The sequence below is a fragment of the Bradyrhizobium erythrophlei genome (assembly GCF_900129425.1).
Taxonomy (GTDB): domain Bacteria; phylum Pseudomonadota; class Alphaproteobacteria; order Rhizobiales; family Xanthobacteraceae; genus Bradyrhizobium; species Bradyrhizobium erythrophlei_C.
On the sequence record NZ_LT670817.1, the window covers coordinates 7,044,621 to 7,064,073 of the forward strand.

The following is a 19,453-nucleotide window of genomic DNA, read 5'->3' on the forward strand; positions in this document are numbered from 1 at the left end:
TTATGGGCTTTTGGCCGGTTTTGGTCCGCCGAGCAGATCGGCTAGCCAGCGGCTCGACGGATGCTGGCCGCAGAAGCTGAGGATGGCGAGGGCGATCGGCACGCCGATGAAGGTACCGAACAGACCCCACAGGAAGGTCCAGAAGAAGATAGTGAACAGCACGACTGAGGGAGAGATCGAAAGAATGTTGCCAGACACGCGGGGCTCGATATAGCTACCGATTACGAACTGGATGATGTTGAGGCAGGCGAAGACGCCCAGAACCGCTTGCCAGCTGTCGAACTGTGTCATTGCCAGCAAAGTCGGAAACAGCGTAGCGATGAAAGGCCCGATGAACGGGATATAGTTAAGCGCGAAGGCGATCACGCCCCATTCAATCGCGAACGGCAGCCCGACGATCCAGGCGAAAAACCCGACGAGCACGCCGGTCATGACGCTCATCTGCGTCCGCACCAGCAAGTATTTTCTGAACTTCTCCGCGGTCGCAGTGCTGCCGGCGTGAAGCACGCGCGCAGCCTCGTGGTTGTCGAACGCCTCGACCTTCCGTCGAATGTCGTCAACTTCCAGCAGTCCCAAAACGACGTAGACCAGCGCGATCAGCCAGAAGCTGAGCGTGGTGTTGACGCGGCCGGCGATGTGCTGCGTCGCGCGCAAAAGCCACGCGACGTTGAAATGTTCGGCCCACAGCCCGGCGACTGAGACGCCGTGACCGTCAAGCCATGTCACCATGGTGTCATACAGCGCCTGGTAACGCGCAGCATCCGCGACGAGTGATCGTCCCACCCGAGAGAAGCCCCAGATCACCAGCGAAGCGAAGGCGAGGCACACTGCGACCGTGACGACCATCGTGATCGCCAGCGCCAGTAGCTTGGGCATCCGCGTCTGCAGCCGGTGCTGCAATGGCCAAACGATCGCGACGATGAAGATTGCCAGCGCAAGCGGCGCAAATACCGTGCTCGCGTGCGCGGCGGCAGCCGCTAGCAGCACCGCCGCAATGATCCCGACGGTGATCTTCATGTGAGGCCGGCCACCATTCTTTAAATTCTTTCAGAAGAAACCGGAGAGCAGGGGGCCAGCTTGCCGCGGCAAGAGCCCTACGAAACACGACCACTCCGGTCCGGGTCGTTCACTAAAATTGCTGGCAAGGCGCGAGGCCATATCGAAAACCTAAAAGTCGAAAATGGCAAGAGATAGCGATTGCAACCGGTATCACTTGTTCGATATGCTTCATGCTCTCGTCTCTTGCAGACGAACGTCAGATTGGTTTTCTCATCGGAGGCCGTCATGACCCATGCTTCAGACACTCTTATAAATTCTCAAGCCAGTTCTGAATTGGCACCGCTACGCGCCAAGTCGGGCTGGATCGTCGCACTCGGCGTCGTCTATCTGCTCGCCGGGTTTATCGCGCTTGGCAGCGTTGTGATGGCCACTGTCGCGAGCGTCCTCGTCGTCGGCGTGATGATGATCATCGCCGGCGTCGCCGAAGTATTCAGCGCCTTCCAGATCAAGAGCTGGGGCAAATTCCTGCTCTGGGTCCTGCTCGGGGTGCTCTACATCATCGCGGGCTTCGTCACGTTCGAGAATCCACTGCTCGCCGCCGCGCTGCTCACCCTCATTCTCGGCGCATCGCTGCTGGCCTGCGGCATCATGCGGATCATCCTGGCCTCCAGCATGAAACGGGAAACGCCCTGGATCTGGGTGCTGCTGTCCGGTGCGATCACGCTGTTGCTCGGCCTGCTGATTTTGGCGCACTGGCCGGTCTCGAGCCTCTATATCCTCGGCGTGTTCCTTGGCATCGATCTCATCATGGCCGGCGCAGCCTGGATCGGACTCGGCTTCGGCCTGCGCCACGTTCGTTGAGGTGTAGTCGGCGGACTGCGCGCCACACGGTCTCTTGGTCGCCGCTAAGGAGACGCCCATGCGCTGGATTTACCTCGCCGTCATCATTCTGATCGTGGCGGCGACCATCATCTTTGCGCTGCAGAACTTCGAGATCGTCACGATGTCCTTTCTCGGCTTCAATGCCCGCGTGCCGCTCGCAGTGTTGGTTGCCGTCGTCTACATCCTGGGCGCGGCGACGGGCGGCAGCCTGTTCGCGCTGCTGCGTCGATCGTACGAAGGGTCAAGACGCAGCATTGTGGGCTCGCCCTGAATTAAGGTGTCGTTTCATCTCCGGCCGAACAGGGTGACGATGGACGAAAACGGAGTAGCTCAATGGAAACGAAAGTCGTGGAACGTCGAACGGTTCTTAAGGGTGGCGCAGCCGCTTTTGGGATGCTGGGGAGCGCCGCATCAGTTTCAATGGTAACAAGCATAGAGCAGGCATCTGCCGGTACGCCGCCGCAGTCACTTCCGGATCAAATTCTAATTGCGCTTCAACGTTTTCGTGAGACCATTCCAGCCAACCTCGATCACGAGTACGTCGAGAAGGTCGTCATACCGTTTTTTCTGACGAGTTTTTACGAAGGCGAGCGTCCGATGCTACCGGTGATCGACGTCACTTTTAGTAAGGAAAACGCACTGCCTTACGACCTCTGGGGACTCATTACCCGCGACTGGCGACCAACCCCTGAAGACGGCGTGACGGTCTTTTTGCAGGGTCTTGAGAAACGTGGCCCCAACAATCTCCGCAAAAGGATTTACTTCTCGGGGGTGACGCCGGACCTTTACAAGCCGATGTATAGCGCGAAGGTCGTCGCTTTCTTCGACAAACTCATGGATCAGAAATTCGCCAACAAGCCGTTCATGCGGCATTACCTCGATTATTATTTCGACCTCTATTGGGACCTTCACCTCGGAGTGACCGGAGATGCTGTTCCTTTCGAAGTACGTCAGATCGGTGAAGCATTCAACACGGTTCTTGCATACAGGAATCCTCTGCTGCCCATCACCTATGATAATTACATGATAGTTCGCGAACGCCTCGACTTTCTGAAATCATGGATCGATGATCGACTCGCCGACATTGAAAGTAACAAAACCAAGGATCCCGAAAAGACAATAGCTTGGTATTGGCTGAAGAACGCCGGCGACGGCCGCCACTTTGAAAAAAGGGACGTCGTGTTCGAGTGTTTCCACAATTTCGTGGCACTCAGCCAATGGGGTAACTCAATCTTCGGAATTATGTCGCGCTTATCCGAAGACGGTGGCGATCCGGCTGTTCGAGCCTCGTTTCAGAAAACGATGAGCGGAAATTTCGACAATGCCAACGGCGCTGCCTTCTCGCCGCTGGAATTGTTCGTTATGGAATTATTCCGCGTCATATCGCCAAACGGCGGGAGCATCTCGGCTATCCACGATGCCAGGACAAGCGCCTATGGCGGATCTCCGCAGCAAAAGTTCGGCCTTCCCATGGAACGCCATAGCTACATCAGCACACCACACACAAGTACCAGCCTCGACCCAGTCCACTGGAAGGACCCGAATGCTTTTGATCCGTCAAGGTATCTTGGCGTTCCGACCAGCGCCCAGATTACTGAAGATAAATGTCACCAGATCGGCCTCGCGCGATGTCCATTTGAGATCACAAATTTCGAGGTCAAGGATGGACGCAAGGCAAACATCACCAATAGCGGTTTTGGGACGGTTTTCGGTGTTGTCGACGGGAAGAGCCTTCCGGTTTGCGATTATGCCGGCTTCGCACCGTTCGGCTTCGGATACCGACGGTGTCCAGGCGAGCAGTTGACGATTCAGGTCTTCGAAGATTTCCTCCGCAAGGTTTGGCGAGACAAGATCGTCTTCCGCCAACTCAATTTAGCCAATGCTGGCCAGGTCCCGATTGGGCCCACCACAGTGATCGAGGACGATCTTGGATTCACCAGGACGGCCTAAGTTGCCGGCGCGGCACTGTGATCATGGAAGCGCGCCATGTTCAGGGGTCTTCCGGTTGCTGTATTAGTCCTCGCTGGATTGACACGATACGGTCTGGCTCCATGGAGACGTTGGATTTCGCGTCCTCCATTCGAACCAGTTGTTTCCCCGGACACAGCTACCTGTCGACGTTGGAGAAAGCCGTTTCGAGGACATCACCGATTGGTTGCCACGTGCGGCCGTCGAATTGAACTAGTCGCAGGTGTTTGATCGGCCGAAAGTTCCAAGGGCCAGTGCTGATTTTGATCCCAGGCAGCAAAACGGAGCCTTGGTAGTCTTTGAGGGTCTCTGCCTGCTTCATGACGTTCTCGCGAGATAGGTCATTGCCGCACTGCTTGAGCACTTGCACCAGTGTCTCGGCGGCCGCGTAACCGAAGACGGCGGCGCCGTCTTCTTTGCCTCCGGCCCGACTATATTTGTCAACAAATGACTGCCAGTCCTTTGTGGCTTGTTCGTCTTTCCAAGCTGGATCGTCTGCATCCTTCAAGAAGGTGGCTGTAATCGCGCCCACAGCATTTTCCACGCCAGCAGGCTTTAGTGCCGTCGCAATCGATGAAGCCATATGGCTCAAAATGAACACAGGGTGCCAATTTAACTCCGCCGCTATTCGGATTACTTTCGCTGCGTTTGCAGGCGCTCCTGCAAATACAAAAATCTCCGCTCCTGATTGTTTCAAGATCGATACATGCGTGTCCAGATGCTCATCTGCGATATCGTACGCGATATCGACCCTGATCATACGGGCGACGTTACCGAGCCCGTCTTCCAACCCCCTGACTATTTCTCGACCGACTTGATCGTTCTGCCAAAGAGCAACAATCCTGCTTCCGGGGTAGGACGCCTGGATGTAGTTGGCGTAGATGCGCCCCTCTTCCCGAAACGAGGGCTGCCAACCCATTGTCCACGGAAATAACGATGGATCGCTCAGATGATCGTCTCCGGAGGCGATAAAAAGTTGAGGAATTTGCCTTTCATTCAAGTAACTGCGAACGGAAAAGTTGCCCGGAGTTCCGAAAGAGCCGAACATCAACAAGACGTCGTCTTCCTCGATAAGACGGCGCGTAAGCTCTAGGGCGGTCACCGGATTGGATTTATCATCATATGAGATAAAGCGTACCTTACGGCCGCTAATTCCGCCGCGCTCGTTGATCATCTCAAAATACGCGGCTTCGGCTTTCCCAATCGCCCCGAAGACCTTCAAATTTCCGCTGTAAGGCATGAGATTGCCGATACGAATTTCAGTGTCGGTCACGCCTTGTTCGCGCACTCGCTCGGAGATCGCGCTCAATGCAGTGAGCGCCAACACAATCGCAACGGGCGTTCGGACCCAGGTTTGCATCGGATTAACTCAATTACAGAGCCCAGCGCTTGATGACGATGGGATGGTCCGGCTCGCGCGCGACGAGCGGTGACGCACAGCCGCCTGCACCGCCAAGAAGCATGATGAACTCACGCCGCCGCATGTGCCCCCGAAAGACCGCGCTTGTTCAATGCCTAAAGCCTAGCACTTTGCGACCGGGCAACGAATGAAAAATGGCGACAAACGGTGTCAAAAGCTGGTCAGGCTCAATGCCCGGTTCGAGTCAAATGCGTCATCTTGACCGCTCGCCGGCGACTTCCGGTGATGCCCCGATTAGCCGACATCCTTAGGGTCAGAAGTGCCAAGCGCGGAAGCGCCCCTTCACTCGAAGTCCTAATTTGAATTTCAGTCATTCGGTAAGCCCGCACTCGTTCGCCGTTGACCCACCACGTCTTTCCGCGAGGAGTCACGACGCCATAGCCGTCGTCGTCTTCGTTGGCGATCTCGACTTTCGCACCTTCTGGCGGCCGGATTGGGCGGTTCTTGTTGACCTGGCCGCCTTTCGGCGCCAGTGACTGCAACGTATACAGGCGGAGTGACGCGCTGGAGAAGCGGTGCAAGTTGACGAATGCGCGGCCCGCACCGTGAGAGCCCAAGACTTCGGCAAGCATTGTGCAGCTGCGTAATTTTTTGACAAAACCGTCAACTAGATCAGCGAATGCAAAGCCTTGACCGCGGCCTCGCGGCTCTCGACAGGAATAAATAAATTTACCGAATGCGGTGACAAAACATATTTGTCGGCGACAATCCCGTGATGTTGCAGAATCTGAATCGCCTTGAATGGCAAGTCTGAAGAAACGCCGCCGAAGCAAGTGAGACTCACCGAACTTAAAGTCTCACGCTGTTTGCGCAAGTCTTTAGTCCTTTCCAGCGTGCGCAGCAAGGTGTCGAGCGACTCCGAATCGCTCGTCATCATAATGCGCGTTTTTCCGGCGGTGAAAGCCGAGGCGAGGAGTTGCGGCCAAGATAAACCGTTTTGCTTGAGATGCCGCGCGAATTTCTCAAAACCTTGATTGAGATCCGCCGAATCGATCTCCACATGTTCAATGCGAGCCATCGAGTTGACGGCCAAAACCTTTCCGCTTTCCATTCCGACAACCTCTTTCATCACTTGCGTGCTGCGTTCAGCGCCGCCCCATCTTTTTAGAACCAAAGGCACATTTTGGCTTTGTGCCAGTTCCACGCTGCGAAAATGCAAAACCTTGGCGCCCCAAAAACACATTTCGGATAACGACGCAAAATCCAGCCGACGCAAGGGTTTTGAATTCGCCACGATGAGCGGATCGGCCGAGCAAACTCCGTCGACCTCTTTGATAATTTCACAGCACTCGGCTTTTAACACCGCGGCCATGGCGACCGCCGTGGTGTCGCTGCCACCCCGGCCCAGCGTGGTGATTTCTTTGGTCACCGGATTCACGCCCTGGAAGCCCGCCAAAACCACGATGCGCCCGCGATCGAGTTCTTCGCGCACGCGAACGGGCCGCACACTTAAGATTCGTGCGGAGGAATGGGATTCGTCGGTCATTACTCCGGCTTGACTGCCGGTAAAACTAATCGCCGGCACGCCGAGATCAGACAGCGCCATGCTCATCAAAGACATGCTGATGCGCTCACCGGTGGTCAACAGCATATCGAGTTCACGGCGATTGGGATGCGGGCTCACTTGATAGGCCATCTTAACAAGTTCGTCGGTGGTCTTACCCATCGCTGAAACGATCGCCACGACACGATGACCACGGCTATGCAAATCGGCGAGACTGCTCGCAACCGCGCGGATTTTCGCCGGTGTTTCAAGACAGGCGCCGCCGTATTTTTGCACGATGATGGGATTGTTGCGCATTCTACCTACAGAAATACCTTGAGAGAGGCGCCGCGACATGTCGGCGATAATCGCCCCAAAAGGCGCAGGCGTGAAGCTTTTTTAATACCCCCGCCATCGCGAATGGTATTCCCCGAGAACAAAGTACGGCGGCCGGATAGGACGGCCCACACATTTAGTCTACCATAGGGCGCAGCCCGTATTGGAAAACGCTCGCACTTGCGTAGCGCAGCGCGCCCGCAAGGAAGCGCAGCGAGCGAACCACCTGTCGTTGGGGTGGATTTACGTGACTGAGTTGCGGGATTAGAAAAGACTCATGAAAGCCACTCGATGGGCGATATTTTTATTGGTGTTGGCCGCCAGCAACATTACGACGGGCTACGTCATTAAGAAGAACGTCGATCACCAACGCGATATGCTCGAAGCCCTCGAAAAAATGAGCCGCACTAAAGGTACTTTCATTGTAATTATCGGCGATAGCCTGACGCAAAATGCGCGCTTGCCAGCATCAGTTTGCGGAATACCTTTAATCAATGCAGGGATCGGCGGGAGTCGTGCATCAACCTTCATTCCGTTTGCAGAAGAGATGACAGCTCGACGATTATCACCGGCTCTTATTGTCATTACGCTCGGCATAAACGATGCCGTGCTCGCATACCGAACCGACTTCAGGGCAACTTATGGATTGCTGATCGACAGCCTTCCTAAATCTCCAATCGCTCTCGCCACGCTCGCGCCCGTTGATACCAATTTTCCCGTCGCTAAGATGCTAAATCCATCCACCATAAAATCTATCGATGCGGCGATAATCGAAATTGCGGCATCAAGAGGGGCGCCCATCATTGACCTCGGCGCGATAGTCGGAATTGAGTCTCGGGATGGCATTCACCCGACCGAAAGTTCATACCATCATTGGATCACGGTCATCGTTGCCGGTATTGAAAGCGCACTGAAATGCGACGGCGCGTTAAGCCGCGAGCCGCACTAAAGGAATCTGAAGGGAAGATTGACGGATGGGCCGACCACGCGAACGGGTTCGGGCGAAAGATACCTTGCATTCAAAGTCCGGTCAATTTTGTACGAATCGCATATCGTACCAACTCAGCCGTCGATGAAATACCGAGCTTACGCATTGCCGATGCGCGATGAGTTTCGACCGTCTTCACGCTAAGATTCAGGACCGCGCCTACGGACTTGTTGGTGTGCCCTTCCGCGATCAGTTGAACAACGCTCTGTTCTCGCGAAGATAGCACGACATCCGACTTGTCCTTCCTATGCAACAGGTAGTTGCAGAGCAATTTCTCCAATAAAACGCTAGTGAAATAAGGTCGGTACCGTGATACATTCTAAACGTGCACGGTGGCATACCTAAAACAGGAGGCGACGATGCCGAATTCGAAAGCGCAATTTGCATTTGCCCTGCTTGTCCCGGCGCTCATGCGCAAATTGATTCTCGCAGCGACTTCAATCGCATTGACGGCGGGCATGATCGCCCTAGCTACACCAGCAGAGGCCCGCGGAATGCAGTGGTGCTCCAGAGTGCAAGGACACACCAGTTGTATGTACCATACCCATGAACAATGTCGCGCGTCCCTCAGCGGAAGAGGCGGCACTTGCGTCCGCAGGCATGGTTAGAGCGCTGTCTGTTGCGATCAGGGCTCGATACGACATGGCGAGCGACGCAATTCTTTTGTTCGCCGTGAAAATCGGGCCCACGATCTTGCATCGATCGAAATCTCCAAAGATCGAAACAAGAGAACGGCTTTCTTCAGATGTCTTAGGCTGCGGTATTTCAATCCAAAGCCGGAGCAACCTTTCGGATCCGCGGCAAGGGTGATTCTCCATCTTCAACCAGATGATCACCTGACATTGCGGTGCATTCTAAACGCGCATTGTGCCGAAACTTAAAAGACGAGGCGACGGTGCAGAATCCGAAGGTGCGAGTTGCATTTGCCCTGCTTGAATTGAATCCGCAATAATTACGGACCGGGGTCGAAACGATGCGCTTTTGGCCCCCAAGGCTCCCAAAAATTCCCGGCAGCGGCCGGCATTGGCGCCAAAACCCTGCCGCGGGGAACGGAATTTTTGGATGGGGAGACGGGAGCCTGAATTGGCCTGAGATACCGCAAGGGTCACCGGTCGAACGATACCGGCGAAAATCCCCACAGAAACGGCGCATCGGCGCCGGGATTTGCGGTTTCGTAGGACTGGATGGTGGGCGCGACAGGGATCGAACCTGTGACCCCCTCGATGTCAACGAGGTGCTCTCCCGCTGAGCTACGCGCCCTAAACTAGGGGTATCGGGTTCGGTCCGTATATCGGCTCCAAAGCGGGCAGGCAAGGATGCTTGGGCCGGGAGCCTCGGAGGACCAGGGCGGTCGAATCAGGCCGCCAGCATCTTGTTCACTTCGCTGACCAATTCGCGCAGATGCACCGGCTTCGACAGCACCTTGGCGTTCTTCGGCGCTTCGGAATCCGAGTTCAGGGCCACCGCGGCAAAGCCAGTGATGAACATGATCTTGATGTCGGGGTCGAGTTCCGAGGCGCGGCGCGCCAGTTCGATGCCGTCCATCTCGGGCATCACGATGTCCGTGAGCAGCATTTCGAACGGCTCCTCGCGCAACCGCTGGTAGGCGGAGAGGCCGTTGTCATGGGACGAGACCTGAAAACCGGCGTTTTCCAGCGCCTTGACCAGGAAGCGGCGCATATCGTTGTCGTCTTCGGCGAGGAGGATTTTGTGCATGGGGTTGGTCGTCGAATCCGAATGAGAGGATCAGTCCGCACACTAAGCCCGACAGAGGGTAAATTTCGGGTGAAAGGGCGCGGAGCGCGGTCGGCGGCCCGCAGGTTATCTCTGTACCGGAAAGTGCGTCAAATCAATGAAGCCGGGCGTTTTTGCGTGCTTAAGAAGCGTTCCAGGCGCTTTAAGAGTTTTTTCACTTGGCAGAAGGGCTGTGATTATCGACAATGCGCTCTCATATAATTCCGTCTTTTTGGCAGAATTGATGTGTCCAGCACAGCGCAGGGACGGTGCCCGACCATGACCCTGTTTGATGGCGAACTGTCGCCCCCGTTCGAGATTGTGGAGCCGGCCGTGTGGCAGGCGCCGATCATCTTCAATTCTCCGCATTCCGGCTCGGTCTATCCGCACGAATTTCTCAATGCGTCGCGGATCGATTTGACCTCGCTGCGCCGCTCCGAGGATTCGTTCATGGACGAATTGATCGCGGACTTGAGCGATCGCGGATTTCCGACTGTCAGGGTCAACTTCCCCCGCTCCTATGTCGACGTCAACCGGGAGCCCTACGAACTCGATCCGCGGATGTTCTCGGGGAGACTGCCGAGTTTCGCCAATACCCGATCGATGCGGGTGGCCGGCGGCCTCGGCACCATCCCGCGCGTGGTCGGCGACGGCCAGGAGATCTATCGCGAGCGCCTTTCCGTCGACAACGCCCTGGCCAGGATCGAGGCGCTCTACAAGCCCTATCACCGCGCGCTGCGGCGGCTGATCAACAAGGCGCACCAGGCGTTCGGAACCGTGGTCGTGGTGGATTGCCATTCGATGCCCTCGATCGGCGTGTCGCGGGACGAACCGCGGCGCCCCGATGTGGTGATCGGCGACCGCTACGGCACCAGCTGCGCCGCCCTGCTGCCCGACATGGTCGAGGAAACCATGATCCGGCTTGGTTATTCGGTCGGCCGCAACAAGCCATATGCCGGCGGTTTCATCACCGAGCATTACGGCAATCCGGCATCCGGACTGCATACGATCCAGCTTGAACTCAACCGCGCGATCTACATGGATGAGCGCCGGCGCGAACGCGGACCGAGGTTTGCGCAGGTGGCGGCCGATTTCGCAAGCCTGGCCGACGCGCTGGCCGCCGTTCCGTTCGGCGACCTCGGACCATTCCAGGCCGCGGCGGAATAGAATCGGTGGCTGGCGCGCGCGTTGAGCGCCTCGGCGGGACTGCACTCGAAAAGCGCATCCCCGAATCATCGCGCCAGAAAAAAGGGCCGCTTGAGTAAACAAGCGGCCCAAGTCTAGGGAGGAAACGCCCAAGGAGGGCAGCGATAGCGCGAGGCGCTACCGCACCGCAACAATATGCGACCGCGCTGCACAAAGTGCAAGGGCTTTTGAGCCGTTTCCCATGCAAAATTCACGGGGCTTGGTTGCGGCGGCGGGAGCTTCAAGCTCGATCGTTTTTCTCAAAAATTCAGCTACTTGAAGGAATCGTCAGGATTTGGCCCGATAATTCCGCTGAGCAGGCGGCCCTTCGCTCTCGATTTCGTGATCGGCGCTGTCATTGGAAAATTCATCTCTGCGCAGGCTGATTCGAAAGTCTAAGACGATCATCTCGATGCTGGATAAAGCCTGCGCGGACCGTGCGCTGCATGCGGGATTGAGCTAGGCAGGAGCAGACACATTCCCTGCCCGCTCCCTTTAAGGAATCGCCGTGACGGTTATCGATTTTACAGCCTTCATCGGCCACCTCGCGACTTCCTCGGGGGAAACCATCCTGCCGTTCTTCCGAACCTCGCTTTCCATCGACAACAAGAGCAACAGCCACGATTTCGATCCGGTGACCGAGGCCGACCGCGCCGCGGAAGCGGTGATGCGGCGGCTGATCAAGTCCAATTTCCCCCAGCACGGCATTGTCGGCGAGGAGTTCGGCAGCGAGCGCGAAGACGCGGAGTATGTCTGGGTGCTGGATCCGATCGACGGCACCAAGTCCTTCATCGCGGGCTTTCCGATCTGGGGCACGCTGATCGCGCTGTTGCACAAGGGCACGCCGGTGTTCGGGATGATGCACCAGCCTTTCATCGGCGAACGGTTCAGCGGCGACAGCGGCTCGGCGCATTACCATGGGCCGTCGGGGATGCGGAAACTGGCGGTGCGGCGCTGCGCCTCGCTGAAAGAGGCGACCTCGTACACCACCAGTCCCTTGTTGATGAATGCCGCCGACCGCTCCGCCTTCGGCCGCATCGAGCAAGCGGTGCGGCTGACCCGCTACGGCGGCGATTGCTATTCCTACTGCATGCTCGCGGCCGGCCACCTCGATCTCGTGGTTGAGACTGAATTGAAGCCCTACGATATCGCGGCGCTGATTCCGATCATCACCGGCGCCGGCGGCATCGTCACCACCTGGGAGGGCAAGCCCGCGCAGGGCGGCGGCCGCATCATCGCGGCGGGCGATCCGCGCGTGCATGAGGCCGCGATCAAGCTGCTTAACAGCTAATCGGCTTTTTCGTCGTGGCGGGCGTCGTCCCGGCCATCCACGTCTTTCTTGCTGCTATGCTGTCAAGACGTGGATGCCCGGGACAGGCCCGGGCATGACGAATTTTCGAGGCCTTCATGAAAGTTCTGGGTGCCTTCCTGACCGGGCTGTCAGTGCTGCTGCTCCCGGCGTCGGCCGTGGCCGGGGATTTTCCCGACAAGCCGATCCGGCTGATCGTGCCGTTTCCGGCCGGAGGTCCCAACGACATCATCGCACGCGTGATCGGGCAGCGCATGTCAGAGCTGATCAAACAGCCGGTGGTGATCGAAAACCGCGGCGGACAGGCGGGCGTATTGGGCACCGACGCGGTGGCGAAAGCCAAACCGGATGGCTACACCATTGCGATCTCAAGCGCGGGCGCGCTCACGATCAGCCCCAACATGGAAAGGATCGCCTACGACACCCTGAAGGACTTGCAGCCGATCACGCTGGTGGCCGAGGTGCCGGAGATGCTGGTGGTCGCCACCAGCGTTCCGGCCCACGACATGAACGAATTGATCGCGCTGGCCAAAGCGCAGCCCGGAAAACTCAATTTTGCATCAACCGGCCCCGGCAGCATGCCGCATCTGGCGGGCGAACTATTAAAGCTCACGGCCAGGATCGACATCGTGCACGTGCCCTATCGAGGTGCTGCGCCCGCCGTCAACGATCTGCTCGCCCAACAGGTGCAGATGGTATTCCTCGATCTGCCGGTGCTGCTGCCGCAGATCAGGGCCGGCGCGTTGCGCGCGATCGCGATCGGCGCACCACAGCGCGCTCCGACCGCGATGGAGGTGCCGACCACCGCCGAGGTCGGCATGCCCGAGCTATTGGCCGAGAACTGGTACGGCATGGTGGCTCCGGCGGGAACGCCGCCGGCCATCGTTGCCAACCTGAACCGGATCGCGACCGAGGCGATGCGCGATCCCGCCGTGAAGGAGAAACTCGCCAGCCAGGGCGCCGAACTGGTCGGCGACACGCCGGAGCATTTCCGCAGCTTTATCGAGGCTGAAATTGCGAAATGGGCGAAGGTCATAAAAGACGCCGGGATACCGACGGAGAAGTGAGCGTCACCGCTTCTCATTCCGTCATGGCCGGGCTCGTCCCGGCCATCCACGTCTTTTCTCGCGGATGTAGCGTCAAGGCGTGGATGCCCGGCACAAGGCCGGGCAAGCCGCGCTTCATTATAAAGGTCTAGCACTGCGCGGCCTCGCGCAAATGTTCCACCAATTGCTTCGCCGGCCGCGGCAAGGATTTGAAACTGCGGGCGCAGATCGCGAGCTTGCGGTTCGCCCAGGAATCACGAATCCGGATCATCATGATCGGCATCGACCCTGCGCAACGCCTCGCGGCGGCTTCGGGCACCACCGCGATGCCGACATCGGCCGCCACCATCTGGCAGATCGCGTCGAAATCCCGCAAGCGTGCCCGGAATCTGAGGCGCGCGCCGAGCCGTGCCGCATGTCTGGCGATGTGGAGCGCAAGTGCTGTCGAATTCGTCAACCCGACGAAGTCGCAGGCACTCACCTCCCGAAAATCTATCTGGCGGCGGCCGGCAAGAGCGCCGCGCCGCGCGGCGACAAGCACCAGCCGGTCCTCGCAGAACAGAAACCGTTCCAGATTGTCCTGCAAGGCATGCTCGGCGGCAAAGCCAAGATCGGCAACCCCGGTCGCGATCGCGGTGGCGATGTCGGTGCTTTCGCGTTCCTCGACGTCGACATTGATATCGGGATGTTCGCGCAAGAACGCCGCAAGCGCCTTCGGCAGATACTCGGACAGTCCCGAGGTGTTGGCGAGCAAATGCACGCTGGCTTTGGCGCCGGTGGCATAAGCGGCGAGATCGCCGCGCATCATCTCGACATTGTGAAGGATGATGCGGGCGTGGTCGAGCAGGCTTTCCCCAGCCGCGGTCGGCTCGACGCCGCGGCGGCCGCGCTTCAACAGCGCGACCCCGAGCGCTGCTTCGAGGCCCTTGATCCGCGCGCTCGCGGACGCCAGCGCCAGATGGGCGCGAAGCGCGCCGGCCGTGATGCTGCGCGCCTCGGTTACCGCGATAAACAGCTGGAGGTCGACCAGGTCGAAACGCATGGCGATTTCCGTCAGCATCTGCCTTCGTCATAGCCGAAGGCTTGCTCCGTAAGCTGCAGATTGTGCCGATTGCCTCTATCGGTCAATGTGATCGGATGTCATCCGAATCTCTCCTGATCCTCATCGCCGCGGCGTTCCTGCTTGCGGGTTTCATCAAGGGCGTGATCGGGCTTGGCCTGCCGACGGTGGCGATGGGCCTGCTTGCCGTCACCATGCCGCCGTCGCATGCGCTCGCCATCGTCATCGTGCCCGCCATCGTCACCAACATCTGGCAGACTTTTGTGGGACCTTACCTGCGCGACATCATTCGGCGGCTGTGGCCGCTGATGGCAGGCACGGTGGTCGGGATCTGGCTGAACGCGGGCATGCTGACCGGCCCCTATGCGAGCTACGGCACCATCGTTCTCGGGGTGTTGCTGGTGATCTATGCGATTATCGGGCTGAGCAAATTCAGCTTCAAGGTCGGACGCCGTGACGAACAATGGATCGGCGCGATCATCGGCCTGCTCACCGGCGTGGTTTCCGCCGCCACCGGCGTGCAGGTGATCCCGTCGATGCCGTTCATGCAGGCGATCGGCATGGAGAAGAACGAACTGGTGCAGGCGCTCGGGGTGTTCTTCACCGTCGCGACGCTGGCGCTTGCCTTCAATCTCACCAGTGCCGGCTTGCTGAGCGCATCGACCGCGCTGCCGGGTGCGGTGGCGATGGCAGCCGCCTTCACCGGGATGTTCATCGGGCAGGCGGTGCGCTCGCGGCTCGAGCCTGAAGCCTTTCGGCGCTGGTTCCTGATCGCGATGATGTTGCTCGGGATCTATCTCGCGGGCAGCGCGGTTTACGAGGTTTTGGCGTCGTGATTCGTGCAGCCATTGCAGTTGTCGTCGCCCGCGAATGCAGGCGATCCAGCAAACGCAGCGTCAGTGATTGATTCGAAAAGCCGCGGCGTATTGGAGGCCGCGCTTTCGCGGGGCGTGACAACATTTGGTGTGGGCGCCGCACGCACTCTCGGTCGCGGTTGGCAGGCGCGGCCCGGCAGTCCCGGCTTACCGTCAGCACGGATCTCAATCGAACTTGTAGCCGATGCCGGGGCGCACGATAATTGGCAGCGGCCAAGGCCGACGCCTGATCACTTGAACAACGGCGTGCCTGGCACGAACGCATCGAACGCCGCCCAGAATTGGGCGCGGTAGCGGTCCTGCTCCTGCAGGATTTCGTGCTTCGCGCCGGCGATCACCAGATGCGAGCCGGCACGCAGGTGATAGGCGAACTCCTCGATCGCCGGCGTCGACACAATCGTGTCGTTGCTGGCGGCCAGCATCAGGATCGGCTGACGAATTTCCAGAGGATAGGTCGAGGCGCGGAAGCCGTGCATGGCGCGAAACGCCGTATCGGCCCACGCGACCGTCGGCGATCCGATGCCGAGCGTCGGATCTTCCTCGAGGATCGCGGCGTTACGGGCATAGCGCACGGGATCGCTGGTCAGCTGATTGTTGACGAACGACTCCGTGCCGGTCAGCGCGTCGCTGCCGCCGGGAACGTAGCGACCGCCCTGGCCGGCAAGCCGCAAAACGCGCAGCAGCGCGCGGGCCGGAAACGAGGTGCGGTGTCCGGGGAGGTCGATCATCGGCGCCGACAGCACCATACGGTCGAACCAGCGCTTGCCGGCATGCGCGACCCGCAGCATCACCGCGCCGCCCATCGAATGCGCCAGCGCGAAATGCGGCGGCGGGCAATCCGGCAGCACCACTTGCTGCACGAAGGTTTCGACGTCCGCTTCGAAATCAGAGAAATCGCGGACATAGCCCTTGCGCGGATCGCGCAGGCGCCGCGACGAATGGCCCTGCCCGCGCCAGTCGATCATCGCTACAGCGAAACCGCGGTCGCGCAGGTCGCGCACCGTCTCGAAATATTTTTCGATCTGCTCGCCGCGCCCGGAGAAGACGCAGACCGTGCCCTTCCGGCCTGCCGGCGGCGCCCAGCGCGCAAAACGCAACTCGGCGCCGTCGGGGGTCTTGATGGTGCCGCTGACGACGTCCTCCGGGACCGGATTGGCGGGAATCGAGACCAGCGTCATTGGGGGGACCGGCTAGGTGAGAAGTGCTGAAAATCAAGGCGGGAGCGTCAAAAAAGCGGCTCGGTCGCAGCCTCTTGAACGCGGTTTGACCCCTCCCATATCACCTTCGTGCAGGCCGCTACCAGTGTTTCGGGAAGCCGAAGCAAGGCTGCACGTTAGACGAAAGCCCGGCCCGATGGCGGGCGGGTATATTCAACAGTCGCTCAATGGAGGACTACTCTATGCGTACCTACGATCTCACCCCGTTTTATCGTTCCACCGTCGGCTTCGACCGGTTCTTTTCCCTGCTCGACCAGGCCACCGCCGACGGCAGCCCCGGCTATCCGCCCTACAATATCGAGCGCACCGGCGAGAACACCTACCGCATCAGCGTCGCGGTTTCCGGCTTCTCGCAGGGCGAGCTTTCGATCGTCGCGAAGGAAAACACGCTGACGATCAAGGGCGAAAAATCCGCCAATGAAAACGGCAGGGACACGTCCGAGGTGCTGTACCGCGGCATCGCCGCGCGCGCCTTTGAGCGGGCCTTCCAGCTTGCCGATTTCGTGGTGGTGAAAAACGCCTCGCTTGAGAACGGCCTGCTCCACGTCGATCTCGTCCGCGAGATTCCCGAGGCCAAGAAGCCCCGCAACATTCCGATTTCGACGGCCGCTCAGGCACCGCAGGTGCTCGACGGCTCGGCCGAGAAAGCCGCGGCATAACGCGGTTCTTCACGCCAGGTTCTGAATGCGAAAGCGCCCCGGGAGACCGGGGCGTTTTTGTTTTCGTCGTCATTCCGGGATGGTCCGAAGGACCAGACCGGAATCTCGAAATTCCGGGTTCGCGCTTTGCGCGCCCCGGAATGACTGGGCAAATTAAGCTTCTCGATCGCGGCGCCAGTCCAGCTTGTTCACCTTCTACCGCACGCGACATCTCTGGAATTCACTGAGCTGTGATCCCATGACGCTGTGACTGCACTGGCGAAGGCACGGTGAGAGCGCGACGTTTCAGCTGGATGATTAAGCCAGGGAGTCGCAGATGCAGATAGCTCGGGTCGTCATCGCAATAGCCGTCGCCGCGCTGACCGCGGCGCTCGTCGAGTCCGCGCGCGCTCAGCAGGCCACGCCCGTCGAGGCGCGCAACGTCGTGCTGGTGCACGGGGCATGGGCGGACGGCTCCAGCTGGGCCGAAGTGATCCCGCTGCTTCAGGCCGCCGGCCTGAAGGTCACCGCCGTGCAAAATCCGCTGACCTCGCTCGCCGATTCCGATGCTGCGGCCCGGCGCGAATTGGCGCTCCAGGATGGTCCGACCGTGCTGGTCGCCCATTCCTCGGGCGGCACCGTCATCAGCGACGTCGGCACCGACCCGAAGGTCACCGCGCTTGTCTATGTCGCGGCGCGGGCCCCCGACGCCGGCGAGGATTTCGTCGCGCTTTCCGGGAAATATCCGGCGGGACCGGTGCGCGCGGGCGTTCAGGAGCACGATGGTTTCACCAAAATTTCGGAAGAAGCTTTTCTCAGGTCCTTCGCCAACGGCGTCGTCCACAAGAAAGCAGAGGTCCTTTACGCCGTGGAGGAACCCGCGGCCGCCGCGCTGTTCGGCGAGCGAACCACTGCGGCCGCCTGGCACTCCAAGCCGTCATGGTACGCAGTGTCGAAGCTCGACCAGACCATCAATCCCGACCTCGAGCGATTCCTGGCCAAGCGCATGAACGCGACCACGGTGGAATTGGAGGCGGGTCACCTGTCGCTGGTGTCCCACCCCAAAGAGGTCGCCGATCTGATCCTGGCTGCCGCCGGGCGGAAGAAGTAGCATTCAACCGCGACACTGCAGACGGGTCCCCGCTTTTCGCGAGGACGACCGGTGTAGAGATGACGTTTCTACTCCAATCCCTGTACCTTCGGCATTTCTTGGGTTGGCTGGATTTGTGGCGCGGGCTTTGCCTCGACGACAGCGGGCGAAGTGGCTTGCGCCGGAGCCAGCCCGGCCTCAGCGGGTTTTGGCTGCACCGCGGCCGATTGCTGCGCCGGCGCGGAAGTGGGACCGGCGGCCAGCGGCTTGACTTCGCCGGCGCGCGGCACTTCACCGGCACGCAACGGCGCCGCTCTCGGTACCGGTACCGAAGGCGTGCGGCTCGCGACCCTTGCCCCCGGTATCGGGAGCGGTGGTCGCGGCGGTCCCCTGACGGCGCTGATCGGAGGCGGCCCGACCGGACTATAGGTCGCCGTCATGTCCTCGCTGAAATTATCGCCCATCCGGTACGCCGGCATGAAGCGGATGATCCGCCCTGTGCGGGCATCGATCACCAGCCGCCCGTCGTCGCCGCCGGGGTCGATCACGGCAATGATATAGACGAGGCCGCGCTGGTGCGGAATCCCAAGCGGCGAAAACCCGCTCTGGCGGACGATGGCGTAGATTTCCGGCGGCGGCAGCAGCGCCGGTCCGTAGGGGTAGTAGCGTGGGGCGGGGGCTTCCTGCGGCACCGCGGCATAGGGGCCATCGAAGTCGGATACGGCTGCATATGGCGACCTGCCGATGCCGTAGGGCGCCAGCGTCTGCGCATGTGCGGCCGTAGCAGCGAGAACCAGCCCCGCCGACATCACCCATCCTGTATACAGTTTCATCGCCCGTCCCTCCTGTCACGCCCGACGCCCGGAGCATTTTTCGCTCCCTATCCCACAGGCAAGTTCAGCGCTGAATCCGGCGGTCCTTGGGCCGGATCGCGGCGCGTTTGCCTCAAAAGGCGAGGTGACCGGCGACTTTCACGTGCTTGTGTGATAGAAAAAAATTTGCCATGGTCGGAGTTAGGACAGCATCGCTGTCTCAATTGCGGAGCAACCCCGGCACAGGGATTGCAGCGCAAATGTGGCCATAGCGGCGCCAAGAAGATTGAGGCAAGGCCGTCCTTCGGGGACGCTGGACGCCCAGGCCTGAATACTGAAATTGCGGCTCGCGGAGGACAGCGGTGGCCCGGGGGGTGCCGCGAACGCCCAAGGTGCGCCGACGAAGACGGT

General features: G+C 59.6%; 20 protein-coding genes and 1 tRNA gene. 11 read left to right on the forward strand and 10 right to left on the reverse strand.

Going from position 1 to position 19,453, the window contains the following annotated elements; all coding sequences use genetic code 11:
• Complete coding sequence (locus tag B5527_RS33525) at positions 1-1,017, reverse strand: AI-2E family transporter (protein ID WP_079605314.1); 1,017 nt, start codon at positions 1,015-1,017, stop codon at positions 1-3.
• A 267-nt stretch (positions 1,018-1,284) separates the two neighbouring features.
• Between B5527_RS33525 and B5527_RS33530 the strand changes: the two genes are divergently transcribed.
• The 3 genes from B5527_RS33530 to B5527_RS33540 all read left to right on the forward strand — a co-directional run bounded on the left by B5527_RS33530 (position 1,285) and on the right by B5527_RS33540 (position 3,831).
• Positions 1,285-1,860 carry an HdeD family acid-resistance protein gene (locus tag B5527_RS33530; protein ID WP_079605315.1) on the forward strand — a complete coding sequence of 192 codons (576 nt, stop codon included), beginning with the start codon at positions 1,285-1,287 and terminating at the stop codon, positions 1,858-1,860.
• 58 nt (positions 1,861-1,918) lie between these two features.
• Positions 1,919-2,152, forward strand: a complete 234-nt coding sequence (locus B5527_RS33535) for a hypothetical protein (RefSeq protein WP_079605316.1) — start codon at positions 1,919-1,921, stop codon at positions 2,150-2,152.
• Between the two features lie 62 nt (positions 2,153-2,214).
• Positions 2,215-3,831: a hypothetical protein gene (locus B5527_RS33540; protein ID WP_197689238.1), complete on the forward strand. Its 1,617-nt coding sequence runs from the start codon at positions 2,215-2,217 to the stop codon at positions 3,829-3,831.
• A gap of 157 nt (positions 3,832-3,988) precedes the next feature.
• On the opposite strand, the gene B5527_RS33545 is transcribed toward B5527_RS33540, so the two are convergent.
• The 3 genes from B5527_RS33545 to B5527_RS33555 form a co-directional block, all read right to left on the reverse strand.
• Positions 3,989-5,209, reverse strand: coding sequence for an ABC transporter substrate-binding protein (locus B5527_RS33545; protein WP_079605317.1), 1,221 nt, complete (start codon positions 5,207-5,209; stop codon positions 3,989-3,991).
• 227 nt (positions 5,210-5,436) lie between these two features.
• The gene (locus tag B5527_RS45550) at positions 5,437-5,841 is read right to left on the reverse strand and encodes a hypothetical protein (RefSeq protein WP_079605318.1); all 405 of its coding nucleotides are present in this window, start codon (positions 5,839-5,841) and stop codon (positions 5,437-5,439) included.
• Between the two features lie 35 nt (positions 5,842-5,876).
• Positions 5,877-7,070, reverse strand: coding sequence for an aspartate kinase (locus B5527_RS33555; RefSeq protein WP_079605319.1), 1,194 nt, complete (start codon positions 7,068-7,070; stop codon positions 5,877-5,879).
• A 295-nt stretch (positions 7,071-7,365) separates the two neighbouring features.
• Here B5527_RS33555 and B5527_RS33560 point away from each other — a divergent pair, with 295 nt between their 5' ends.
• Positions 7,366-8,037 (forward strand): SGNH/GDSL hydrolase family protein, encoded by a 672-nt coding sequence (locus B5527_RS33560; protein WP_079605320.1) that lies wholly within the window; start codon positions 7,366-7,368, stop codon positions 8,035-8,037.
• Positions 8,038-8,107: 70 nt separating this feature from the next.
• Here B5527_RS33560 and B5527_RS33565 read toward each other — a convergent pair whose 3' ends face one another.
• Positions 8,108-8,302 carry a LuxR C-terminal-related transcriptional regulator gene (locus tag B5527_RS33565; RefSeq protein ID WP_245332779.1) on the reverse strand — a complete coding sequence of 65 codons (195 nt, stop codon included), beginning with the start codon at positions 8,300-8,302 and terminating at the stop codon, positions 8,108-8,110.
• Positions 8,303-8,486: 184 nt separating this feature from the next.
• On the opposite strand from B5527_RS33565, the gene B5527_RS33570 reads away from it, so the two are divergent.
• Positions 8,487-8,684 carry a DUF3551 domain-containing protein gene (locus tag B5527_RS33570; RefSeq protein ID WP_079607709.1) on the forward strand — a complete coding sequence of 66 codons (198 nt, stop codon included), beginning with the start codon at positions 8,487-8,489 and terminating at the stop codon, positions 8,682-8,684.
• Between the two features lie 577 nt (positions 8,685-9,261).
• On the opposite strand, the gene B5527_RS33575 is transcribed toward B5527_RS33570, so the two are convergent.
• Positions 9,262-9,336 (reverse strand) — tRNA-Val (locus B5527_RS33575).
• A 96-nt stretch (positions 9,337-9,432) separates the two neighbouring features.
• Positions 9,433-9,792: a cell cycle two-component system response regulator CpdR gene (gene cpdR, locus B5527_RS33580; protein ID WP_079605322.1), complete on the reverse strand. Its 360-nt coding sequence runs from the start codon at positions 9,790-9,792 to the stop codon at positions 9,433-9,435.
• A 297-nt stretch (positions 9,793-10,089) separates the two neighbouring features.
• Here cpdR and B5527_RS33585 point away from each other — a divergent pair, with 297 nt between their 5' ends.
• The 3 genes from B5527_RS33585 (at position 10,090) to B5527_RS33595 (ending at position 13,371) form a co-directional block, all read left to right on the forward strand.
• The gene (locus B5527_RS33585; RefSeq protein ID WP_079605323.1) at positions 10,090-10,977 is read left to right on the forward strand and encodes an N-formylglutamate amidohydrolase; all 888 of its coding nucleotides are present in this window, start codon (positions 10,090-10,092) and stop codon (positions 10,975-10,977) included.
• A 526-nt stretch (positions 10,978-11,503) separates the two neighbouring features.
• Positions 11,504-12,286, forward strand: coding sequence for a histidinol-phosphatase (hisN, locus tag B5527_RS33590; protein ID WP_079605324.1), 783 nt, complete (start codon positions 11,504-11,506; stop codon positions 12,284-12,286).
• Positions 12,287-12,402: 116 nt separating this feature from the next.
• The gene (locus B5527_RS33595) at positions 12,403-13,371 is read left to right on the forward strand and encodes a Bug family tripartite tricarboxylate transporter substrate binding protein (protein ID WP_079605325.1); all 969 of its coding nucleotides are present in this window, start codon (positions 12,403-12,405) and stop codon (positions 13,369-13,371) included.
• A 127-nt stretch (positions 13,372-13,498) separates the two neighbouring features.
• Here the strand turns inward: B5527_RS33595 and B5527_RS33600 are convergent, their stop codons facing one another.
• Positions 13,499-14,392, reverse strand: coding sequence for a LysR substrate-binding domain-containing protein (locus B5527_RS33600; RefSeq protein ID WP_079607710.1), 894 nt, complete (start codon positions 14,390-14,392; stop codon positions 13,499-13,501).
• 95 nt (positions 14,393-14,487) lie between these two features.
• Between B5527_RS33600 and B5527_RS33605 the strand changes: the two genes are divergently transcribed.
• On the forward strand, positions 14,488-15,246 hold the full coding sequence (locus B5527_RS33605; RefSeq protein ID WP_079605326.1) for a sulfite exporter TauE/SafE family protein: 759 nt from the start codon (positions 14,488-14,490) through the stop codon (positions 15,244-15,246).
• Positions 15,247-15,515: 269 nt separating this feature from the next.
• On the opposite strand, the gene B5527_RS33610 is transcribed toward B5527_RS33605, so the two are convergent.
• Positions 15,516-16,463, reverse strand: a complete 948-nt coding sequence (locus B5527_RS33610; RefSeq protein ID WP_079605327.1) for an alpha/beta fold hydrolase — start codon at positions 16,461-16,463, stop codon at positions 15,516-15,518.
• A 221-nt stretch (positions 16,464-16,684) separates the two neighbouring features.
• Between B5527_RS33610 and B5527_RS33615 the strand changes: the two genes are divergently transcribed.
• Together B5527_RS33615 and B5527_RS33620 are read left to right on the forward strand one after the other, a co-directional pair.
• The gene (locus tag B5527_RS33615; RefSeq protein ID WP_079605328.1) at positions 16,685-17,161 is read left to right on the forward strand and encodes an Hsp20 family protein; all 477 of its coding nucleotides are present in this window, start codon (positions 16,685-16,687) and stop codon (positions 17,159-17,161) included.
• 316 nt (positions 17,162-17,477) lie between these two features.
• On the forward strand, positions 17,478-18,251 hold the full coding sequence (locus tag B5527_RS33620) for an alpha/beta fold hydrolase (protein ID WP_079605329.1): 774 nt from the start codon (positions 17,478-17,480) through the stop codon (positions 18,249-18,251).
• 68 nt (positions 18,252-18,319) lie between these two features.
• Here the strand turns inward: B5527_RS33620 and B5527_RS33625 are convergent, their stop codons facing one another.
• Positions 18,320-19,063, reverse strand: coding sequence for a hypothetical protein (locus tag B5527_RS33625; protein WP_079605330.1), 744 nt, complete (start codon positions 19,061-19,063; stop codon positions 18,320-18,322).
• Positions 19,064-19,453: the final 390 nt, after the last annotated feature.

Excerpts from the sequence above, each read along its gene's own strand:
- B5527_RS33525 (WP_079605314.1), bottom strand. The coding sequence starts at position 1,017 with ATGAAGATCACCGTCGGGATCATTGCGGCGGTGCTGCTAGCGGCTGCC.
- B5527_RS33530 (WP_079605315.1), top strand. The coding sequence starts at position 1,285 with ATGACCCATGCTTCAGACACTCTTATAAATTCTCAAGCCAGTTCTGAA.
- B5527_RS33535 (WP_079605316.1), top strand. The coding sequence starts at position 1,919 with ATGCGCTGGATTTACCTCGCCGTCATCATTCTGATCGTGGCGGCGACC.
- B5527_RS33540 (WP_197689238.1), top strand. The coding sequence starts at position 2,215 with ATGGAAACGAAAGTCGTGGAACGTCGAACGGTTCTTAAGGGTGGCGCA.
- B5527_RS33545 (WP_079605317.1), bottom strand. The coding sequence starts at position 5,209 with ATGCAAACCTGGGTCCGAACGCCCGTTGCGATTGTGTTGGCGCTCACT.
- B5527_RS45550 (WP_079605318.1), bottom strand. The coding sequence starts at position 5,841 with ATGCTTGCCGAAGTCTTGGGCTCTCACGGTGCGGGCCGCGCATTCGTC.
- B5527_RS33555 (WP_079605319.1), bottom strand. The coding sequence starts at position 7,070 with ATGCGCAACAATCCCATCATCGTGCAAAAATACGGCGGCGCCTGTCTT.
- B5527_RS33560 (WP_079605320.1), top strand. The coding sequence starts at position 7,366 with ATGAAAGCCACTCGATGGGCGATATTTTTATTGGTGTTGGCCGCCAGC.
- B5527_RS33570 (WP_079607709.1), top strand. The coding sequence starts at position 8,487 with ATGCGCAAATTGATTCTCGCAGCGACTTCAATCGCATTGACGGCGGGC.
- cpdR (WP_079605322.1), bottom strand. The coding sequence starts at position 9,792 with ATGCACAAAATCCTCCTCGCCGAAGACGACAACGATATGCGCCGCTTC.
- B5527_RS33585 (WP_079605323.1), top strand. The coding sequence starts at position 10,090 with ATGACCCTGTTTGATGGCGAACTGTCGCCCCCGTTCGAGATTGTGGAG.
- B5527_RS33595 (WP_079605325.1), top strand. The coding sequence starts at position 12,403 with ATGAAAGTTCTGGGTGCCTTCCTGACCGGGCTGTCAGTGCTGCTGCTC.
- B5527_RS33600 (WP_079607710.1), bottom strand. The coding sequence starts at position 14,392 with ATGCGTTTCGACCTGGTCGACCTCCAGCTGTTTATCGCGGTAACCGAG.
- B5527_RS33605 (WP_079605326.1), top strand. The coding sequence starts at position 14,488 with ATGTCATCCGAATCTCTCCTGATCCTCATCGCCGCGGCGTTCCTGCTT.
- B5527_RS33610 (WP_079605327.1), bottom strand. The coding sequence starts at position 16,463 with ATGACGCTGGTCTCGATTCCCGCCAATCCGGTCCCGGAGGACGTCGTC.
- B5527_RS33615 (WP_079605328.1), top strand. The coding sequence starts at position 16,685 with ATGCGTACCTACGATCTCACCCCGTTTTATCGTTCCACCGTCGGCTTC.
- B5527_RS33620 (WP_079605329.1), top strand. The coding sequence starts at position 17,478 with ATGCAGATAGCTCGGGTCGTCATCGCAATAGCCGTCGCCGCGCTGACC.
- B5527_RS33625 (WP_079605330.1), bottom strand. The coding sequence starts at position 19,063 with ATGAAACTGTATACAGGATGGGTGATGTCGGCGGGGCTGGTTCTCGCT.